This window comes from Nostoc cycadae WK-1 (assembly GCF_002897135.1).
GTDB lineage: Bacteria > Cyanobacteriota > Cyanobacteriia > Cyanobacteriales > Nostocaceae > Nostoc_B.
This window is the reverse complement of the sequence record NZ_DF978435.1, coordinates 64798-85942: the sequence shown is the minus strand read 5'-3', so window position 1 is coordinate 85942 and position 21145 is coordinate 64798. Positions and strand designations below refer to the sequence as shown.

Here is a 21145-nt window from a genome sequence, read left to right as displayed (position 1 = left end):
AGAAATTCACTAATACTAGATGACTAGTTCTTTTGATAGCTTTTTTATTAACAAGGCGCATCCTTGAAAGCACTGGATCAGCTAAAATATCAATGACCATACTGAATTTTAGATTTTGGGTTTTGAATTTTGGATTAGTTTTGCGGTAAAGTGCCTGTCCCGTCTGGATAGAATCAACCTAAAATCCCCAAGATGCTTACCTGTATAGGCGCAGTCAATCCAAAATTGCAAATCTAAAATCCAAAATTTTTTTGCTTTTAGCTCTCTGTTGTATAAGTATGACCATGCACAATTCCATTGAATTCCAAGACGCTTATGATGTCATTGTCGTCGGTGCAGGTCACTCCGGTTGCGAAGCCGCTTTGGCCGCTGCTCGTCTTGGTTGTCGGACTCTGCTATTGACCCTAAATTTAGATAAAATTGCTTGGCAACCTTGTAACCCAGCGGTGGGTGGCCCGGCTAAATCTCAGTTAACCCATGAGATAGATGCACTTGGGGGGGAAATTGGGAAAGTTGCAGATCGCACATACTTGCAAAAGCGTATCCTCAATTCTTCACGGGGTCCAGCAGTATGGGCATTACGCGCCCAAACAGACAAACGCGAATATGCTGCTGTGATGAAAGCTATTGTCGAGAATCAAGAGAATTTGACTATCCGTGAAGGGATGGTGACAGATTTAGTTTTGGGTGCTAACGATGAAGTCGTTGGTGTGGAAACTTATTTTGGCGTGGCGTTTGAATGTAAAACAGTAATTTTGACGACTGGGACTTTTTTAGGTGGCAAGATTTGGGTGGGTAACAAATCAATGGCGGCGGGACGCGCGGGAGAATTTGCCGCTGAGGGTTTGACAGAAACTTTAAATCGCTTGGGTTTTGAAACTGGAAGGCTGAAAACTGGAACACCTGCACGGGTAGATAAGCGATCAGTGGACTACAGTAAAATGGAAATCCAGCCGGGAGATGTGGAAGTTCGCTGGTTTAGTTTTGACCCCCAGGCGTGGGTAGAACGGGAACAAATGCCTTGTTATATGACCCGTACCACAGCCGAAACCCATCGTTTAATCAGAGAAAATTTACATTTATCCCCTGTTTATGGTGGTTGGGTAGAAGCGAAAGGCCCTCGTTATTGCCCCAGCATTGAAGATAAGATTGTACGGTTTGTGGATAAGGAAAGCCACCAAATTTTTATTGAACCGGAAGGACGAGATATTCCCGAATTATATATTCAAGGTTTTTCCACTGGGTTGCCAGAAAATCTACAATTACTTATGCTGCGGAGTCTCCCTGGTTTGGAAAATTGTGTGATGCTGCGTCCAGCCTATGCTGTGGAGTACGATTATTTACCAGCTACACAGTGTTATCCCACAATGATGACGAAGAAGATTGCCGGGTTATTTTGTGCTGGGCAGATTAACGGGACAACAGGCTATGAAGAAGCCGCAGCCCAAGGAATTGTGGCGGGAATTAACGCGGCACGATTTGTGCGTGGTCAAGAAATGATTGTGTTTCCGCGTGAGCAAAGTTATCTCGGCACGCTGATGGATGACTTATGTACAAAAGACTTGCGCGAACCTTACCGAATGCTGACTAGTCGTTCTGAGTATCGCTTGCTGTTGCGTTCTGATAACGCTGACCAACGCTTAACGCCTTTGGGTAGAGAAATTGGCTTAATTGACGATCGCCGTTGGGAATTATTCACCAACAAACAAGCCCAAATTACTGCGGAGAAAGAACGGTTATACGCCACCCGCATCAAAGAACATGAGGAAATTGGCCAAGCGATCGCCACTAATACTCAACAAGCAATCAAAGGTTCTATTACTCTCGCTGACTTACTGCGGCGACCAGGATTTCATTATGTTGACCTAGATAGATATGGCTTAAGCAACCCCAGCCTTACCACTGCTGAGAGAGAAGGCGCAGAAATTGACATCAAATATTCTGGCTATCTCGCTAGACAACAAAACCAAATTGAACAAACCGCCCGTCAAGCACACCGCCAGCTACCTGCGGATTTAGATTATGCCAAAATTGATACCCTCTCTAAAGAAGCACGGGAAAAATTAAATCAGGTAAAACCACTGACTATCGGCCAAGCTACCCGTATAGGGGGTGTAAATCCTGCGGATATTAACGCACTGTTAATATATTTGGAATTGCGTAAAACAAAGCACCAGACAGACTTTCCGGCGTTAACGTAACTTAAAGTTTTAACAAACGTGAGTATAGTAGAAGGAAGGAGATTGGTATGATCGATGACATGAATTCAAAACTGGCATCACTAGCCATCTCCAGACTACAGTTGAATTTAATACCACATAAAAATAAACTCGTCAAGTTTAGGCTGGCAGTTTGATATCTTTGCAAAACCCTGATTTCCAGGTGTTAAGAGCATTACTTAATCCTGGCAAATAAAACCCAAAATCATGCCTATGTTACAAGAATTCAACACCCATCTCATCTTTCCGGAGCCATCAGAAGAATTAATTACCAACGAGCCTTGGTCAATCGACATTTATGCTGATGGCTTGATGGATGATCTGTTTGCCGATATTGACGATATTTTAGATGGCAGTGGCACTTTATCTTCCCATACTGTTAGGTATGGAGGTCGCATACCACAGCGTTCTAGAGAAGAAACATCTGTAAACGATTGGTATTACTCAGACTATGAGCCTCTGCAAACACTGAATATACCGCAGATTGTCTTACCAAATACTCTTAACCGCACCGTCCAAAGCGTTCCCCAAGTTAGACACCAGCACGCTAGTACAGTTGTAGTTGATACCCCAGCAACGGCTTCCGGGATCAGAAGACCTAAAAAAATCAGACTTGCTTTTCGCAAACTGGTAATTTTAGGAACTGCCGTAGGGATAGCGATCGCTGGTACGATTTATTTACTCCGCGCTGAATTTCTCTCTGTTCTGACTGGCAAATATACCCAGCAAAACATCTTAGTGTCAGGAGCGCAATTACCTACACGCGCAGATGTTGAGGCGGATTTAGCTGATTATCTCCTAGGTTCTTTAGCCATCATCGATCAGCAAAACCAAACCTCTTTCCGTAGCGGAATCAGCAACAGGATAACTTCTAGTCCTACATCCGTTGCATCTGTTAGTAGTTTACCAATCGGTAATTTGCCATCTCCCCTAACTTCTAACAACACAGCACCTACACCTAACCGTTCTGCAAGCAACGTTGTTGAACGCATCTATATTCCTGTTTATCAAGCGCCGTCACCTATGCGCTACGGGCTACCAAGGCTTCCGGGAACTCCCATCGCTTTACCGCCCATAGCCAATGCTAGACAAACAACCCAACCTAATGCTGTCAAAACTGCCTTAAATACTGTTAAGCAACCAGGTAAACCTGTCAGTGTCAACATGTTAGCGGCTGCTGTGCGGACAGATCTCAAACCTGTGGCTGTGCGTACTACACCAATTACAGTGCGCCAATCAGCAAGTCCAATTCCGTCCCTACCAGTGGCACCACTACGGGCTGCACAACCTTCAGTGGCTAGTTTAGCTGCGTCACCAAGAACTACTCAACAAGTATACTTAGCATCCAGCGCTCAAGCTGCTCCCAGTCATACTTTAGAGGGTGTATTGGAGTTAGGTAATAAATCTGCGGCTTTATTTCAAGTTGACGGTGTGACTCGCCGCATCAATATCGGAGAAAGTATTGGTACTAGTGGCTGGACATTAGTAGAGGTCAACAACGGAGAAGCGATTATCCGTCGTAACGGTGAAGTTCGCTCTATTTATACAGGGCAAAAGTTGTAGTTAGCGATCGCTTTGGCTGATAAAGGCAAGCTCGTTGGCTAAAAATATCACAATTAAAAGCTGACTAAAATGCTCATATATATCAAGAGTAGATTAACTTTATGTTCTACTCTAATTTAGTCATGGTAACAGAACGCTATACTTTATTTAGCGCAAATCAATCCAAGAGCCTGCTTATGCAGGTTTTTTATTTTGTGTAATCCTGCTTAGATAGTATAACATACTTTTTTTGCTTATCCAGTAATATTACCGTAATATATTTTTATATAGAGAAGAGTTGCACCCCTAGTATTTACGGTAATATTCCAGAACTTTTGACCCTCCGAATTTTGAATTATTATTTTGCTTTTGTGGATGTAGTCAATCTAAAATTGTTTGACTGTCTATCAATTTTAAAAAAGTGAACTATTACCTTTGCGACGAATATGGCCTTTAATTCGTAAAGCAATTCCAATTACAGCCATACCAATGAAGGTGATACTGGCTTTTGGTTCGGGAACTGGCTGAGAAGTTTGCAAATTAAAGTTCAATTTAGCCAACCCTTGAGAAGGCGTTCCCGGTGGGTTCAGCCTGTCTTCCTCAGTAAAAGTTATAGTACCTGTAGCATTCTTGAATAAGCCTTTACCACCAGAAATAGTTATAGTACCACCACCCCTGATAGTACCTTCGGCAAAGTTAATTTCCGCGCTGTCACTGGCTGTTCCAAATAATTCATTAGTACCGCCATAATACCTATCAGCAAGTATTGGTTCTTCATCTAAACCAAATACCCTAGGATCAGAATTGAAAGTATATCGGTTAATTGCTGGGTTTTCAATAGGATTTAGCTTACCGTAGGTATTACTAATAAAGAAATTCAAACCATAAGGAACAGGTTCTATACTTTCACCTGTAATGGTTGCTCTCACAATACCTAAATCTGGTCTAAAGCTGGGATCTATGGTAACTGAAGTAGTGTAATCTGCACTAAATGTATAATAATTATATGGACTCTGTGCTTTTACACTTTGTAAATTAGACCCTAAACTAACTATAGTTAAAGCTACAGGCAGCAGCCAGTTGATTTTTGCATCAAACATAATTGTTTTTTTAATTAGGTAATCTACTAGAATGAAGATTGACTAATTGAGTAGTTAAAGTCCACTCGAATAGTAAATGCAGGTTGCAAAAACTATTACAAGTCATCTTAGATTTAGTGTCTCATGATTGCAATATTTATTATTTGCAATTGAATGAATTATTTTTAGATCATTTCGATAAATTAGATAATATAGCAATCTAGCGTGAGTACTTAAAATACTTGTGTAGAGAGGAAAAAGCAAATAAGGTAGATAGAAATGTACTGATTTTTTTCAACTATCAAATATGAATCCTATATTGATGGCTAAGTATTTCTTTGGCTAGATGACTTGATGATTAAAATACTGCTAAATAGCGGTGTTTTGTTCAATCAGAAGGATATGTTTTTGTGAAAACTAGAAAACTCGGCAAGCAAGGATTAGCAGTGTCTGAACTCGGACTTGGTTGTATGGGGATGTCTGAATTTTATAGTGGTCGTGATGAACAAGAAGCGATCGCCACTATTCATCGAGCCTTAGAACTTGGGTTGAATTTCCTTGATACTGCTGATATGTACGGGCCGTTTACCAATGAAAAATTAGTCGGCAAAGCCATTAAAGAACACCGAGATCAAGTAGTGTTAGCAACCAAATTTGGTAATGTCCGGACTGAAGATGGCGGTTGGAAAGGTGTTAGTGGTAGACCAGAATATGTGCATCAATGTTGTGATGCTTCTCTGCAACGCTTGGGAGTTGAAGTAATTGATTTATACTATCAACATCGGGTTGACCCTAATGTGCCAATTGAAGACACCGTAGGCGCAATGGCCGAGTTAGTCCAGCAAGGTAAAGTCCGCTATTTAGGACTTTCGGAAGCAGCACCTGCGACAATCCGACGGGCGCAGGTAGTCCATCCAATTAGCGCACTACAAACAGAGTACTCCCTCTGGAGCCGCGACCCAGAGGACGAAATTCTCCCGACTGTCCGGGAACTGGGAATTGGATTTGTGGCTTACAGTCCCCTAGGGCGGGGATTTTTATCAGGCGCAATCACTAGCCCTGATGATTTAGCCGCTGATGACTATCGCAGAAATGCTCCGCGCTTTCAAGGTGATAATTTTTACAAAAATCTGCAATTAGTTGACCAAGTAAAAGCGATCGCCACAGAAAAAGGCGTAACACCCAGTCAACTTGCTCTAGCCTGGCTTTTAGCCCAAGGTGAAGATATTGTTCCTATCCCTGGTACAAAACGCCGTGTTTATTTAGAGGAAAATATCGCTGCTACTGAGATTACTTTGACAACAGAAGATTTAAATCGCCTTGAAGCTGCTGCACCCAAAGGCGTAACCGCAGGGGAACGCTATTCTGATATGAGTACTGTTAACCGTTAAGGAACGCAGCCTAAAAATCATCAGTATGTTGGGTCTCATTCAATGACCTAACATACTATATTTTTACAACTGTTGAGTCTTATAACGCTATTACTTTTGTCTAACTACACCTTGATTTCTCCTTGACAGGGCTGATATTTAGGAATAAATTAAGAAGTGTATACAAGTATAAATTAAGCAATTACAGCCATAGTCTTCTTCAACTCAGCAAGTTGCCTGCATTAAGATCTTATTCATCGTTAAACAACACTACATAAAATCGAAAAATGTAACTTTTGTTGGAGTAGTGTTTGTTTTTATCAATGTCTTGCCTGAGCAGACCTTTGTTAGTAGATTATAAATAACGAGCGTTCGATATAAATAAAAATTGACCCATGCCCAAGATTGTTGACCATGACCAATACCGCAAAGAACTTCTGTGCAAATGCTTTGATTTATTTGCCCAAAAAGGTTATGGCTCCGTTACTATGCGGCAGATTGCTCAAGGAATGGGGGTTTCCACGGGGACGTTGTATCACTACTTTTCTAGTAAAGAAGCGTTATTTGAACAACTAGTAGAAGAGATTTCGCAACAGGATGTAAGTGCAGCTTTGGCGGAATTAGAGGGCAAGGAAACTCTGTCAGAAGCAATGGCAGCGTTAGGAAGATATCTAGTAAAAAATGAAGATTATTTTATTAAATGGACGTTTGTCTGGGTGGATTTTTGTCAGCACCAAGATGCAAAAAAAATGCGGCATCAGAGTAGTGTTTTTCAAGGTGCTAATCAGCGTTATCAGCAAGCTGCTTGTAAGTTTCTGGGAGTTCAAGATAAGGTTTTAGCCTCTTTTGTCTTGAGCTTTATTAATGGGTTAATTCTGGAGAAATTATGTGGTAACGAAACAATCGATTTTGTTGAACAGTGCGCTTTACTAGGAAAAATGTTGACTGTTTATTTGCAACATAACGTTACTAGTTCTGTTAATTAGAGATTTCATTTTTAGAGGGGAATATGGGACAAAATTTACTATTGAAACCTGCCAATAAAAAATTACTGGGTTTAATAATTGCAGCTACCGCCATTACTGGTGGAATTGTGGTTTATGGTATTTCCCAGTTTGGGCAAATGGGAAGAACTGCTTCTCAGGAACCGGCTGTCACAACATCATTACCGAAAGTCACAGCTTTAGGCAGACTAGAACCAGAAGCAGAAGTAATTAGCTTATCTGCACCATTGGTTTTGGATGGCGATCGCGTCCAAGAAATTCGTGTCCAAGAAGGCGATATTGTTCAAGCTGGGCAGATAGTCGCAATTTTAGATTCACGCGATCGCTTAGAAACTGCTGTACTCCAAGCCGAAAAACAAGTACGCGTGGCTCAAGCCAAACTTGATCAAGTTAAAGCAGGTGCGAAGACTGGCGAAATTTTGGCACAACAAGCCAGCATTGAACGCCTACAAGCTCAATCTGTAGGAGATTCAATTGGACAACGAGAAGCGATCGCCCGGATCGAAGCCCAATGGGAAGGTGATAGAATCGCCCAAGCCGCAGCAATTAAAAGGCTAGAAGCAGAATTAAACAACGCCCAAGCCGAATATCAACGTTATCAAACGCTATATACCGAAGGTGCAATTTCTAACTCTGCCTTTGATAGTAAACGCTTGCTGGTTGAAACAGCAAAACAACAACTAGACGAAGCTAAAGCAGTGTTAGCGCGAATTAACTCCACAGCCAGCAGACAACTAGCGGAAGCGAAAGTTTCCCTAGCGCGAATTAACGCCACTGGTAACAAGCAAGTCAGTGAAGCCAAAGCCACACTCACCAGTATTGCCGAAGTCCGCCCCGTGGATGTGCAAGCTGCCAGAATGGAAGTTGAAAATGCGATCGCTTCACTCAAACGCGCCCAAACTGACTTACAAGCAGCTTATATCAGAGCGCCAATGACCGGACAAATACTCAAGATTCACACCAGAGTTGGCGAAAAAATGAGTGATAACGGCATTGCAGACTTAGCTCAAACCCAACAGATGATTGCAGTTGCAGAAGTCTATCAAACAGATATCGGCAAAGTAAAACTCGGACAAACAGCAGTAGTAACTAGCCAAGCATTTAACGGCGAACTGCGCGGTGAAGTTTTCTACGTTGGTTTACAAGTCAACCGTCAAAACGTCTTTAGTAACCAACCCGGAGAAAACTTAGATAGCCGAGTTGTAGAAGTGAAAATTCGCCTCAACCATGAAGATAGTAAAAAAGTTGCAGGTTTCACCAACTTACAAGTGCAAGCAGCAATTGAAATTTAAAAAAAGTCTGAAGTATCATTCTTGGGACATTGAGCAAATATGAAAATATTCCTCAAAACGCCGTTAGCATGGCGGCAATTATTAAAAGAAAGAACTCGTTTATTAATAGCAGTCGCAGGTATTACCTTTGCCGATATGCTGATATTTATTCAGATGGGATTTGAAGGGGCATTGTTTGATGCGGCTATTAAACCACATCGCAGTTTACAGGCAGATTTGGTATTAATTAATCCCCAATTTCAAACCCTGTTTTCTGTTAAAAGTTTTTCGAGAGAGCGACTGTACCAAACATTAGGTTATGAGGGTGTACAGTCAGTGAATCCGGTTTATATCAGCACTGGACAATGGCGCAATCCCGAAACTCGGTTAGAACGCGCCATTTTAGTTTGGGGTATCGACCCGGCAAAATCTGCGTTTAATTTTCCCGAAATTCAAAACAATCTAGACCCCATCAAACAATTAAATCAAGTTCTGTTTGACCAAGCAGGTCGTCCAGAATATGGCGCTGTGGGCGATATTTTTCAAAAAACAGGTCAGTTTGACACGGAATTGAACAATAAAAATATCCGCGTCAAAGGCGTTTTTAGTAATGGTGCATCTTTTGCGGCGGATGGTAATGTCATCACCAGTGACTCTACTTTTTTACAAATCTTTCCTGAACGGAAGCCAGACCGCATTGAGGTTGGGTTAATTACTCTTAAACCAGATGCTGAACCGTTGAAAATACAAGCGCAACTAGCTGCTGGATTACCCAAAGATGTTGTAGTTTTAACCCCAGAAGAATTCGCGCAAATTGAAAAATCCTACTGGTCTAACGGTACAGGTATTGGCTTTATTTTTGGTTTAGGTGTGGGAGTGGGTTTTATTGTTGGTATCGTTATTGTTTACCAAATTCTTTATTCCGACGTTTCTGACCATTTACCCGAATATGCGACGCTGAAAGCAATGGGTTACACTGATCGCTATCTGTTGGTAGTCTTATTTCAAGAAGCATTATTTCTCGCTTTCTTAGGTTTTATTCCGGCATTTTTCTTTTCTATAGGTTTGTATCAACTCGCCTACACTGCCACTATGTTGCCCATCTTTATGAATTCACAACGGGCAATCACTGTGTTTATTTTAACAGTCATCATGTGTACAGGGTCTGGGGCGATCGCTATGCGTAAACTCAGTTCTGCTGATCCTGCTGATATTTTCTAACCATTAAAATTTTATGTTACAAGAATCTCTGCCAGTCAACTCTTCTAACTTATCTGCTAATTTAGAACCTGTGATTACCGTCCATAAATTGAATCACTACTTTGGGGAAGGGGGACTAAAAAAACAAGTTTTATTTGATATTAATTTAGAGATTAATGCTGGTGAAATTGTAATTATGACCGGCCCTTCTGGTTCGGGTAAAACCACCTTATTGACTTTATTAGGTGGACTACGTTCTGCCCAAGAAGGTAGTTTAAAAATTTTAGGACAAGAAATTTGCGGTGCTAGTAAAAGAAAACTAACAGTACTACGTCGTCAGATTGGCTATATTTTTCAGGCGCATAATTTGATGACATTTCTGACAGTAAAAGAAAATGTGCGTATGTCTTTAGAATTGCATGATGAATATCTTAATGAAAATATGGATGCCAAAGCGATCGCCATGCTCGAAACAGTTGGTTTAGGCGAACGTGTAAATTATTACCCAGAGAAACTTTCTGGGGGACAAAAACAACGAGTTGCGATCGCCCGTGCTTTAGTCAGCCATCCTAAAATTGTCTTAGCAGACGAACCCACAGCCGCCCTCGATAAAAAATCTGGACGTGATGTTGTGGAATTAATGCAGAAACTCGCTAAGGAACAAGGCTGTACAATTTTGCTAGTTACCCATGACAACCGGATTTTAGATATTGCCGATCGCATCATTTATATGGAAGATGGAATACTCAAAAGTGATGGTGTAGATGTAGTAACCAAAATGCACTGAATACAAGCAAGAGGTACAGAGGAGAATAACTAATGACAAATGACCAATGACAATTGACTCTTGACTAAAATGCAAATTAGCAATTTATTCGTCGCTGGTGGCGTGGTTATGTGGCCGCTGCTGGGGTTCTCTCTGTTAGCAGTGGCTTTGATTATTGAACGTGTTCTATTTTGGATCAGAATTACCAATCGCCAAAATAGTGTTGTCAAAGAAGTACTCAAGCTATATCGCTCAGATAATGTGGTTGGTGCTTTAGACAAATTACAGCAAAATACAGACTTACCCATCGCCCGAATTTTTCTCGCCGCTTTAGAATTAGAAGAACCAACACCAGAAGAATTTCGTTTGGCGCTAGAAAGTGAAGCACAAGCCGAAATACCCTTACTCAAACGCTTTCAAAACATTTTTGATACGATTATCGGTCTTGCACCATTATTAGGTTTGCTGGGTACAGTTTTAGGATTAATTGCGTCCTTTGCTTCGCTAAATATTGGTGATGTGGGTGGTACAACAACAGTCGGGGTAACTGCTGGGATTAGTGAAGCTTTGGTATCCACCGCATCAGGATTAGTCGTGGCTATTTTTACACTGTTGTTTGCAAACACCTTCCGAGGACTCTACCAGCGCCAACTTGCACGCATTCAAGAGTATGGCGGACAGTTAGAGTTACTCTATCGTCGTCGTTATGAAAGAAGAGGTGACAGGTAACAGAGTTAAAAATCTTTTGCTGTTCAAGTTTTATTTTATTATTTCCTGATTTGCTAACTGTCTTCGCTATTCCTAAATCAATTCAAAAAATAAACTTTCAGACTTCAGACTTTAGACTTCAGACTTCAGTTGACTCTTTCTGCTATTCTCAGTTTGGCAGAACGCGATCGCGGGTTATGAGCAATTTCCGATTCTTGGGCTGTGATTGGCTTTTTCGTAAGCACTCGCAGTAAGGGAGAATTGCGTAAACCATGCTTAACTAAGCGGTCTTCTAAACTATGAAAACTAATCACAGCAATTCTCCCACCAGGAACTAGGGCGTTTGGTGCTTTTTCTAAAAAAGTTTCTAAAGACTTTAACTCATCATTGACGACAATTCGCAAAGCTTGAAAGGCGCGGGTCGCTGGGTGAATTCTACCATAACGGTATTTGGGGGGAACAGCAGAGGCGATCGCTTCCGCTAACTGTGTCGTTGTGGAAAAGGGACGACGTTCAACAATGCGTCTAGCAATACGTCGAGATAATCGTTCTTCACCGTATTTAAAGAAAATATCCGCAAGTTCCCTTTCATCCCACTCATTAATCACATCAGCCGCACTTAGTAAACCCTGCTTATCCATCCGCATATCTAAACTTGCAGTATGGCGAAAGCTAAAACCCCTTTCTGGAGTATCTAACTGATAAGAACTCACTCCTAAATCGGCGAGAATACCGTTAAAAGTCCCTGCGGGAAACGGATAAGCAGCAAAATTACTTTGAATAAATTTTACGCGATCGCCAAACTCCGCTAATTCTTTTTTAGCTGCGGCTAAAGCATCCTCATCTTGGTCAATAGCCGTTAACTGTATATCCGGCGCAGTTTGCAAAATCAAGCGACTGTGACCACCACCACCTACAGTTGTATCCAGATAATGACCTTTCCCAGACACTGCTAAACCTGCAATTACTTCTTGCGGTAACACAGGTAGATGATAAAATATCTGTTCGTCAATAATTAGCGATGGGGAAGAGTCAGAATTCATTAGACTTAGAAAAAAATCTGTAGTAGTTCTAAATAATTTGTGAAACTTTATCTTAGCGCCCTCTGCGCTCGTTGCAGTTCGTTAAAAATATTCTCACAAATAAAATAGAATTTCCCTACAATATTACCACACAGATTTATTATCTATTTGAATCTGGATAGAAATTGACTGCACGCAGAGATATGAAGAATCAAAGCTATCATTTTTTTATTTTCTGTTGGTAAATAGTTGCATCTGGTATTTGTTTGAATTTCTTCTCAAAATTGAGATTACTGTTCAAAATAAAGCAAAATACTCCCCCTGGTAATTCAACTTCTTTTAACAGAGCATCAACCAGTTGTGCGTTATCAGCATCATGATTATTTTCCCAAAAGCTAAAACTTCGCATTACAGCCAAAATATAAAGTGGTTTTTCTGGGAAATACTGCACAACTTTTTGCGTTAAGTAAGCAGTTGTGATATGTGGATAACGAGATAATTGCTGACGCAGCTTATTTATCTCTGCTTCTGAAATATCATGAGCTTTAAACTCATCATTTGTCTGTAGACTAGAACGTTCTTTTTGACCTCGCAATATTAAATCATAATGCTTTTCGGCACGCTCTTGATATAGTTCAGCCCGATCATCTTGTCGTTGTTTTTTCAGGAACGAAAAAATTATCTGATAACCGTCAATTCCTATGTCTATATCTTGAGCGATCGCTCTTTCAATATGTTCGATGCCGCTGGCATCTTCTTGTTTTAATAATATTTGTCCTAGTAAATAATTAGCGGAAGCATGGTTATGATCTAAATTAATAACTTCTCGTAATAACGGTATAACAGCTTCTTCACCGTCTAACTCAAATGTGAGCAAAGCTCTTGTAGTCGCTTCTCCCAAAGATAGCTGTTGTCTCTCAGCTTTAGCATTCAACTTTTCTAATAAAGCTAATGATTGCTGAACTTCTGCATATTTTTGTCGCCAAGGTGTTGCTACTTTCTCATACCAAGTTTGACTAAAATCAGCTCTAAATTTTTCTAAGGAAGTCCCTAGAAATTCATGAGCCGCACTGAGTCTGACTGGTGCAGATACCGCTAATTCTTCCTGAATGCTAGGGATACAACCCAAAGCTTTTAATCTATCTGTTAGGCAAGGATGAGTATCTGCATTATTAGTTTTTTTTGCAAGTGCTTGAGTTAAATAAATACTGGCTTCTTTCAGCGGTACTCCCTGAGCCAAAGCTGTTTGCATCGCTGTATAACTGGTTTTTGGTGGTTCAATATCTGTCTGTACTTGCTGATAAATATCAGACCAAAAATAATTTTCTAAAAATCTAGCTTTTACTTCCACGTTCATCAGAGTTTTAGCAGAGTGTTCTATTCCTGCTATTTCAACAGCACATTTATCAGCTTCGTATTCATTCAACCGTGCTAACACAAAAGAATACGCATAAAAAAATGGAATGTACCACTGCAAAAATTGTTTAAATATGAACCATGATGATTCATTGCCACCTTTTCCTAGTCCTTCTTCAATACGATACCAAGTTAGACGTTGACGATAAATCCAAGCTGCAAAACGACTGTGATTTCCCGAAATATGTCCCATCTCATGGGCTAAAACCGCCCGAAATTGTTCAGGAGGCAATGCTAACATCAATGGCAAGCCCACAATCAGGTAATTTTGATACCAGCCAAATAAACCTAAACGTGGTCTTTGGACGACGCTGGCGTTAAAATCTGTTGTCAGTAAGATGTGATGAAATCGTGGAGCCTTGAGTTTTGAGGAGATATCATCAACTAAGCAAAATAGGCTAGGTACATCTTTGCGACGTAATGCTAACCCCGTGGGTGGGGGAAATGATACCCAAAGCGATCGCACCAGTATAATAGCGATCGCTACCAAAACAATCACAGCTTTCAGTGCTGAAGTGCCAAATGATGATTTAGTAGTAAGCATTAACCAAATAATACCTACCAGCAATCCTACTGTTACTGCTAAAATAAGAAATATATAGGCGTAGCCCAACACAGCCAAAAACGCAACTTGCAATCTATAAATAGGCGGCTGTTGACTAGCAAAAATTTCTAATCTCTGAATTAGCTTATCAAAACGCTGTTGATCGAAAGCCATAGATGTTTACTAGCTCGTTCAATTTGCAATATAGCTGACATAATATCTGCTTGACTTACGTAAAAATGCAGAAGTCTGAAGTCATTTATTCTTTGTGCCATTCTACGTAAATATATAATGCTCTGAGTTGATACTTTTTAGGACAGGTAAAATACCTGTCCTAACTTTTGACTAAGCCCAAATTAAACTCTGTGTAACCTTCTTACATATAACCAGCAACATGTGGTTTATGTGGTTTTTTGGAATTATTAGAATCAGAATCATCAGAGGAAGTATTAGAAACAGAATTACTACTTCTAGCGGCTGAAGAAACCTCCGCTTCAGAAGAACCAGGAGAAGAAAGATTTAAGAAATCAATCAGTGTCAGAACACGTTCCTTAATTTTCCATTTACCATTTTGAATGACAACTTTATCTACATAGGTACCATTCGCAACGTCAATGCTGGTATCGGAAAGCTTATGGGTTGCATGAAGGTAAGAGGACATGGTTGCTGTATTATTGTTGACATTTATATCGAAACTACCCAACAAATGTTGAGTAGCCGTATATCCATTACCTTGAAATACTGAAGAGACAAAATTAGCCCAATTAACTGCACCAATAAATGTTGCCTGAGCGCCATTGGGAAAAATTGCTGTTATTTTAGCATCTGAAGTAAAACATTTTTGGTAAGTATTTATACCTTCTTGCAAATTTCCGCGACCAATAGCATCAGTTCCTAATGCGTAACAAACTGCCAAACTTTCAATTTCAGATTCTGCATTCGGTTGTGATGCACTTACTGCATCAAACTTACTTCCCACTAGCAGAACCATCACACCAGCCAGTAAAATCAAGCTTAACCGCTTTACAAGTAATGAAAATAGATTTGATGCTACTTGCTTAATTTCTCTGCTTTTTTTCATGGAATTAACTTTTGATATCTAAAGTTTATGTCTGGAATTTCGTTATGATTTATTACTGGAGACAGGGAACTATTTAACTAATTGAAATTACAAATAGCTAAACTTTTTTTATTTCACCAGTGAAAACTTATCCCTCAAGATTTATTTAATAACTTTTGGGCATATAAATATTAATAACAGTTTATATATTAGATGTAACTGAGGATTCCAACTAATTTGTAGTGATAAAAATAGTCTCAAGGCTATTATTCTCATTTGAAAATATTTCGGTATAACTACTTTTAGTTTATAAAAAATTTATAAAATAAATATGAAAATATAATACCCGTCTCCTTGAAGAAAACGGGTATATAGATTAAATAATTATCAATAGTTAATACTCAACAAGAGATAGGAATAGAAATTATAAATTCTGTACCTGCTCCTAAAACAGACTCACAATTTAAACTACCACCATGATTATCAACAATGATTTGCCGACTTATAGATAGACCTAATCCTGTGCCTTTACCAACAGTTTTAGTAGTAAATAAATGGTCAAAAATACATGCTTTAACTTCTTCTGGCATACCTTGTGCATTATCTTTAATTTTAATTACTACATATTGATTAAGATGATCTACTTCTGTTTTAATAGTAATTATGTTATTAATATCTGCTGAATTATCAGACATTTTATGGGCAGAGTAAGCTTCTTCTAAAGCATCAATGGCATTAGCCAAGATATTCATAAAGACTTGATTCAGCTGTCCTAGGTAACATTCTACCAAGGGAATATTGCCATACTCTTTAATAACTTGGACACCAGGATGATCAGAATTAGCTTTTAAGCGATGTTGTAAAATCATCAAGGTACTGTTAATCCCATCATGGATATTCGCTGATACTTTAGATTTAGTATCGGCGCGTGAAAAAGTACGCAGTGAAGTACTAATTTCCCTAATTCGTTTTGTACCTGTTTTCATCCCATCAATCATTTTGGGTAATTCATCTAACAGGATATCTATATCTATTTCTTCAGCTTTATCAGCAATTTCATCTCCAGGGCTAGGAAAGTTTGCCTGATAAAGTTGCAGGTAGTCAATTAAATCATTTACAGCATCTTTGGCTAAGTCAAGATTACCGGAAATAAAGCTCAATGGATTGTTAATTTCGTGTGCTACTCCGGCAACTAAATTGCCTAAAGATGACATCTTTTCACTTTGGATAATTTGTAATTGTGCCGCCTGTAAGTCTTGTAAAGAGTGGGATAATTGTCGAGACTTATCTTGTTCGTTAGCATATAATCGAGCATTTTCAATAGCGATCGCCATTTGAGAAATCAAGACTTTTAATACTTGCACTCTTTCGGGAATAAATGCCCCAGTTGACAGTTGATTTTCTAAATAAATAATCCCAGTGAGTTTTGATTGATAGATAATTGGCAAACAAAGTAATGATTTAGATTTTGATGCTTGGATATATCTATCTAGGTTAAAAGGCTCAGTAGCGATCGCATCATTTAATATCAAGTTTTCCTGAGTGCGGAAAACATAATTAATCACAGACACAGGTAAATCTTGATAACCCTCAACAGGCATTGAGTGTAAAACTGTGGCTATCTCATCTACAGCATTACCCGCAGCTTCGATATATAGCTGATTTTCTTTTACTAGTAGTAATACGGCTTTTTGGGCAGCAGCATTTTCTAACAAAATTTTGATTAACTTACCCAACAAATTTTCTAAAACAATTTCATTGGTGATTGCTTGAGAAACTTTAACAAAAGTATTTAAGTCCAAGAAATCACTTAAACCACTACTGGTAGTAGTGGTAGTTGTCATGTGAGTGATATCTGGTTTGAACGTAAAAGTTTCGGTATTAGTGGTTTGTTTAACTAAAAAAGGATATTTTACTTCTAAGTATTTAACTTTGGCGATCGCACCCCAACGAATACAGGCATAATAAGCTTTAGTGATATAAGCTTGCTGGATTAATTCTTTCCCTAAAGACTGATAAAATTCTCCAGCTAACTGGTATGCTAAAGCTTCATCTAAGAGATAACCATGAGCTTGTGATGCTTGAATTGCAAGCTCATAGTAATCCATCGCCTCTAGGTGGCGCTGCAAAACTCTATATATTTCTGCCTCAACTAAATAAAATTTATGTAGGTGATTCATGGGTGCATGATTCGCCCAAAGTTCCATTTTTCGCTGATTATTTCGGACTTTTTCTAAAATTTCTGGCTGCGTAGATTCTAAAGCTGTATGATAATTGGCCAGTTGTGCTAAAGAATCATAAAAATAAAATAAGGGAACAACAAATAGCCCCGTAACGCCGCCTAAAGATTTTTCTGTCATTGCTGCATATTCTACAGCTTGCTGATGTTCACCGAACATATAAGCCAGCATCAACTTATTAATAAACAGGTGGTTCATCGTGTACAAGTCATTCACCTGCTGATGCACTGGTAACATCACTCGTTCATCGTAAGCTTCACCCATTAAACAGCAAACATTCTCTGGACTGCCCTTCAAATTTAATACTGTTTGCAAATATATTGAGTTCCAAGTTAAGGCAACTTGTTGCTGGATTTTTTTCAGTGATTCACAATAAGCTGCCAGTTCTTTTTCTAAAATCCAGAGTTCTTTACCTAACCAAAATGAATGATAAGGATAGATATATCCACAATACCCAGCATATTCTAAATCCCCGGTTTCTAAACCACTAGCATATCCTTGTTTAGCGGTGATGAATGTCTCTTGAATATGCTCTTGCCAGTGCATAACATGAGCACTAACAACTGTGAGAATTTTCGCTTTTAGTTCTTCAGAATTAAATTGCGAGACTAAATTTAATGCCAGTTTACCAAATCCATAGCCAACATCAATTTTCCCTTGGACTCCGCAAAGCAGTAATCCATATAAGCTATAACCGTATGCAGAAACAGATGTATTGCCATATTTTAAAGATAAAATCACCATTTCATAGGCAATGAGAGGCATTAACTCAGGCGCAGTTTGGAAAGCCGCAGGGAGAACTCCCATCAGAATTCTCATTGCTGCTATCTTTTGCAGATCGGTCATTAATGGTAAGTTGATTAAATCTGCGATCGCTCTTTCTTGTAAATTAGCTGTAATCTCCTCTATCCTTTGTTCATACTCAACTGCTGTTGGTTTATCGGGAATTTTAATTCCTAGTAATTGCAGCACTGATAATGCTGTCTGAATGGCTTTTAATTGTTGACCTTGGATAATCGAGGCAATAATTTGTACTTCATATACCTTCACTTTCTCTAGTAAGGTTTGACCCTCTAGTAGCACTACATTCGCCCATTGCTGCATCTGGGCAAAATTGCCCCCAAGATAAGCAACTTCAGCACCGCCTTCATATAAACTTATTGCTAAGTTATATTCAGTGTGCCAAGCATCTACACTTAAAAGTTCTATCCCAATTTTATAATATTTTAAAGCAGCTTCATAAGCTGTCGATGCTTTTGCCTTACGTCCGGCAATTAAATTCAAGTTTGCCAATTCCGTTTTTGGTGATTGGTCAATTAACGAATTAACGCCTACATTTAATTGGTTGACAATATCAAAAATATTCGCTTCTATTTCCTCTTTGGGAGTATTTTGGACAAGCAATTGACCTATTTTTAAATGAGTCGCTTGCTTTTGCGATTCGGGAATTAATGAATAGGCAGCTTGTTGTACTCTATCGTGTAAAAATTTATAACTGATTTTGGCAGTCTCAAATTTTAACTTGACCGCTTCTTCTTGATTAAAAACTAAAGGAATACGATAATTTTCGTTTAAAGGCAGAATTAACCCAGCTTGTAAAGCAGGATATAATTCATTGGCTGTCGTTGATGGGGATTTTTCATTGATGATTGTCAGTACATCTAGACTAAATCTATCGCCTACACAAGCTGCTAATTTCAAAACTTCTTGGGTGACTTGAGGTAGTTTTTCTAGACGACTGGCAACCAGTTCCACTACATTTTTATCAATGATGCCAATTGATTGGATTTTTTTTAAATTCCACTGCCATTGTTGACTATTAAAATCAAAGCTCAACAAGTATTCTTGATAAAGTACTTGTAGCAATTGGGTTAAAAAGAAGGGATTACCGCCTGTTTTATTAAAAATTAATTCGGCTAATTGGCTAATTTGCTGTTCAAAAGCTGTAGACTTTACATCTCTCTCTTGGGTATGGCGACTTGCTTGCAAAGTCTCAGCAATCAGTTGATTAACATGATTTAAATCTAAAAGCTGTAGAACAAGATTATTAACAATTGTGCCAGTAAGCTGAATTTCTTCAATTGTTTGAATTAAAGGATGAGTGGGGCTGACTTCATTATCTCTATATGCACCGATAAATAACAAATATTGGCTTTTAGAGTTAGTCGTGAGCAGTTTAATTAAGTTTAAAGTGGCAGAATCTGCCCATTGTAAATCATCTAAAAAGATAACTAATGGATGTTCTTTTTGAGTAAAAACTTGGATGAAATCTTCAAAAACACGATGAAAGCGATTTTGAGATTCTGTTGCTCCTAGTTCTGGAACTTCTGGTTGTTTGCCAATAATTAATTCAATTTCAGGAATAACATCAGTAATAACCTTTCCATTACTACCTAATGCTGCTAATATTTTGGTTTTCCATGTTGCTATTTTTTCCTGATTTTCAGTCAATAAACAGCGCACTAAATAAGTAAAAGCCTGAATTAATGAAGCGTAGGGAACATTCCGCTTTAATTGGTCGAATTTCCCAGAAATAAAGTAACCTTGACGTTGGGTAATTGGTTTATTAACTTCATTAACTAACGCAGATTTGCCAATACCAGAATACCCAGAAACTAGCATAATTTCGCTAGTTCCAGAATTAACTCGCTCAAACGCAGCTAAAAGTTCATTGACTTGTGCTTCTCGTCCATATAACTTTTGCGGGATTAATAACTGACTTAAAACATCTAAACGACCTGGAATAAAGTTAGTAATTTCTCCTCTACTTTCTAATTCTTCCAGACAAGTTTCTAAATCAACTAATAATCCTGTTGCACTTTGATACCGATCTTCAGCATTTTTGGACATCAGTTTCATGACGATTTCTGAAACTGCGGTGGGAATGTTGGGATTTAAAGACTGAGGATTGATTGCTGTAACTGCAATATGTCGGTAAACAACTTCCAGGGGATCTGGGCTGAAAAAAGGTATTTGCTGAGTGAGCATTTCATATAAAGTTACACCCAGAGAATAAAAATCACTCCGATAGTCAAGAATGCGATTCATTCTCCCTGTTTGTTCAGGGGACATATAGGCGAGTGTCCCTTCAACACAGTTAGGATTAGTAAATTGGGGAGTTTCTTTATTTAAACGCGAGGCTATACCAAAGTCAGCAAGTTTAACTAAATTTGTTTGCGAGTTAATAATGATATTACTAGGTTTAATATCTTTATGAATAATTTGGTGTTGATGAAGATAATCTAAAGCTTTAGTTAATTGAATACTGATTTTTAAAGATTGAGTTAATTCAAGTTCTTTATTTTTAAGAATTTGTGCTAGAGACTGCCCACCAAAATCCTCTAATATTAGTCCTACACGATGCTCAAAATTCTCTAAACAGATAGCCTTAATAATATAAGGAGAATCTAGATTTTGCTGAATTAAATACTCATTTTTTAAGCGAGTAAAAGCTTCCAATTTAGGATATTCATTTTTTAGTAACTTGAGAATAACTTGTTGTTGAGTTTCTGGTATTTGAGTGCGATAGATAATAGTTTGAATTCCTTCATGGAGCGTGGCTTTAATTGGATATTCTGTAAGGTGTGCCATTGATTTTTAATTTTAAAGGGACAAAATTTTTAATAAAATCTTCGCTAGTTATGGAAGAGCTTCTTATTTAATTATTCCCATTGCTCCAGCAATTATCACAATCATGTATCTTC

13 protein-coding genes are annotated in these 21145 nt (G+C 38.8%); 8 read left to right on the top strand and 5 right to left on the bottom strand.

Going from position 1 to position 21145, the window contains the following annotated elements; translation table 11 throughout:
* Positions 1-278 precede the first annotated feature (278 nt).
* Both mnmG and NCWK1_RS21020 read left to right on the top strand, forming a co-directional pair.
* Positions 279-2201 (top strand): tRNA uridine-5-carboxymethylaminomethyl(34) synthesis enzyme MnmG, encoded by a 1923-nt coding sequence (gene mnmG / locus NCWK1_RS21025; protein WP_103126049.1) that lies wholly within the window; start codon positions 279-281, stop codon positions 2199-2201.
* A gap of 225 nt (positions 2202-2426) precedes the next feature.
* Positions 2427-3782, top strand: a complete 1356-nt coding sequence (locus NCWK1_RS21020; protein ID WP_340641211.1) for a hypothetical protein — start codon at positions 2427-2429, stop codon at positions 3780-3782.
* A 392-nt stretch (positions 3783-4174) separates the two neighbouring features.
* Here the strand turns inward: NCWK1_RS21020 and NCWK1_RS21015 are convergent, their stop codons facing one another.
* On the bottom strand, positions 4175-4861 hold the full coding sequence (locus tag NCWK1_RS21015; protein ID WP_103126048.1) for a hypothetical protein: 687 nt from the start codon (positions 4859-4861) through the stop codon (positions 4175-4177).
* Positions 4862-5250: 389 nt separating this feature from the next.
* On the opposite strand from NCWK1_RS21015, the gene NCWK1_RS21010 reads away from it, so the two are divergent.
* The 6 genes from NCWK1_RS21010 (at position 5251) to NCWK1_RS20985 (ending at position 11180) form a co-directional block, all read left to right on the top strand.
* Entirely contained in the window at positions 5251-6231 is a 981-nt protein-coding gene (locus NCWK1_RS21010) for an aldo/keto reductase (RefSeq protein ID WP_096578866.1), read from the top strand.
* Positions 6232-6605: 374 nt separating this feature from the next.
* Positions 6606-7196, top strand: coding sequence for a TetR/AcrR family transcriptional regulator (locus NCWK1_RS21005; RefSeq protein WP_103126047.1), 591 nt, complete (start codon positions 6606-6608; stop codon positions 7194-7196).
* 23 nt (positions 7197-7219) lie between these two features.
* Positions 7220-8506, top strand: a complete 1287-nt coding sequence (locus tag NCWK1_RS21000) for an ABC exporter membrane fusion protein (protein WP_103126046.1) — start codon at positions 7220-7222, stop codon at positions 8504-8506.
* Positions 8507-8545: 39 nt separating this feature from the next.
* A complete protein-coding gene (gene devC, locus NCWK1_RS20995) occupies positions 8546-9706 on the top strand; it encodes an ABC transporter permease DevC (RefSeq protein WP_103126045.1) in 1161 nt (386 codons plus the stop codon).
* A 13-nt stretch (positions 9707-9719) separates the two neighbouring features.
* On the top strand, positions 9720-10472 hold the full coding sequence (locus NCWK1_RS20990) for a DevA family ABC transporter ATP-binding protein (protein ID WP_103126044.1): 753 nt from the start codon (positions 9720-9722) through the stop codon (positions 10470-10472).
* A 69-nt stretch (positions 10473-10541) separates the two neighbouring features.
* The gene (locus NCWK1_RS20985) at positions 10542-11180 is read left to right on the top strand and encodes a MotA/TolQ/ExbB proton channel family protein (RefSeq protein WP_096578876.1); all 639 of its coding nucleotides are present in this window, start codon (positions 10542-10544) and stop codon (positions 11178-11180) included.
* A 125-nt stretch (positions 11181-11305) separates the two neighbouring features.
* Here NCWK1_RS20985 and rsmH read toward each other — a convergent pair whose 3' ends face one another.
* From rsmH to NCWK1_RS20965, 4 genes are all read right to left on the bottom strand, one after another.
* Positions 11306-12202: a 16S rRNA (cytosine(1402)-N(4))-methyltransferase RsmH gene (gene rsmH / locus NCWK1_RS20980; protein ID WP_103126043.1), complete on the bottom strand. Its 897-nt coding sequence runs from the start codon at positions 12200-12202 to the stop codon at positions 11306-11308.
* 199 nt (positions 12203-12401) lie between these two features.
* Positions 12402-14315, bottom strand: a complete 1914-nt coding sequence (locus NCWK1_RS20975) for a M48 family metallopeptidase (RefSeq protein WP_096578880.1) — start codon at positions 14313-14315, stop codon at positions 12402-12404.
* A 202-nt stretch (positions 14316-14517) separates the two neighbouring features.
* On the bottom strand, positions 14518-15222 hold the full coding sequence (locus tag NCWK1_RS20970; protein ID WP_096578882.1) for a nuclear transport factor 2 family protein: 705 nt from the start codon (positions 15220-15222) through the stop codon (positions 14518-14520).
* A 380-nt stretch (positions 15223-15602) separates the two neighbouring features.
* Complete coding sequence (locus NCWK1_RS20965) at positions 15603-21032, bottom strand: trifunctional serine/threonine-protein kinase/ATP-binding protein/sensor histidine kinase (RefSeq protein WP_103126042.1); 5430 nt, start codon at positions 21030-21032, stop codon at positions 15603-15605.
* Between the last annotated feature and the right edge of the window lie 113 nt (positions 21033-21145).

Coding starts and splice junctions, on each gene's coding strand:
- NCWK1_RS21005 (WP_103126047.1), top strand. CDS start 6,606: ATGCCCAAGATTGTTGACCATGACCAATACCGCAAAGAACTTCTGTGC.
- devC (WP_103126045.1), top strand. CDS start 8,546: ATGAAAATATTCCTCAAAACGCCGTTAGCATGGCGGCAATTATTAAAA.
- NCWK1_RS20970 (WP_096578882.1), bottom strand. CDS start 15,222: ATGAAAAAAAGCAGAGAAATTAAGCAAGTAGCATCAAATCTATTTTCA.
- NCWK1_RS20985 (WP_096578876.1), top strand. CDS start 10,542: ATGCAAATTAGCAATTTATTCGTCGCTGGTGGCGTGGTTATGTGGCCG.
- NCWK1_RS21020 (WP_340641211.1), top strand. CDS start 2,427: ATGCCTATGTTACAAGAATTCAACACCCATCTCATCTTTCCGGAGCCA.
- mnmG (WP_103126049.1), top strand. CDS start 279: ATGACCATGCACAATTCCATTGAATTCCAAGACGCTTATGATGTCATT.
- NCWK1_RS20990 (WP_103126044.1), top strand. CDS start 9,720: ATGTTACAAGAATCTCTGCCAGTCAACTCTTCTAACTTATCTGCTAAT.
- NCWK1_RS20975 (WP_096578880.1), bottom strand. CDS start 14,315: ATGGCTTTCGATCAACAGCGTTTTGATAAGCTAATTCAGAGATTAGAA.
- NCWK1_RS21015 (WP_103126048.1), bottom strand. CDS start 4,861: ATGTTTGATGCAAAAATCAACTGGCTGCTGCCTGTAGCTTTAACTATA.
- NCWK1_RS21000 (WP_103126046.1), top strand. CDS start 7,220: ATGGGACAAAATTTACTATTGAAACCTGCCAATAAAAAATTACTGGGT.
- NCWK1_RS20965 (WP_103126042.1), bottom strand. CDS start 21,032: ATGGCACACCTTACAGAATATCCAATTAAAGCCACGCTCCATGAAGGA.
- rsmH (WP_103126043.1), bottom strand. CDS start 12,202: ATGAATTCTGACTCTTCCCCATCGCTAATTATTGACGAACAGATATTT.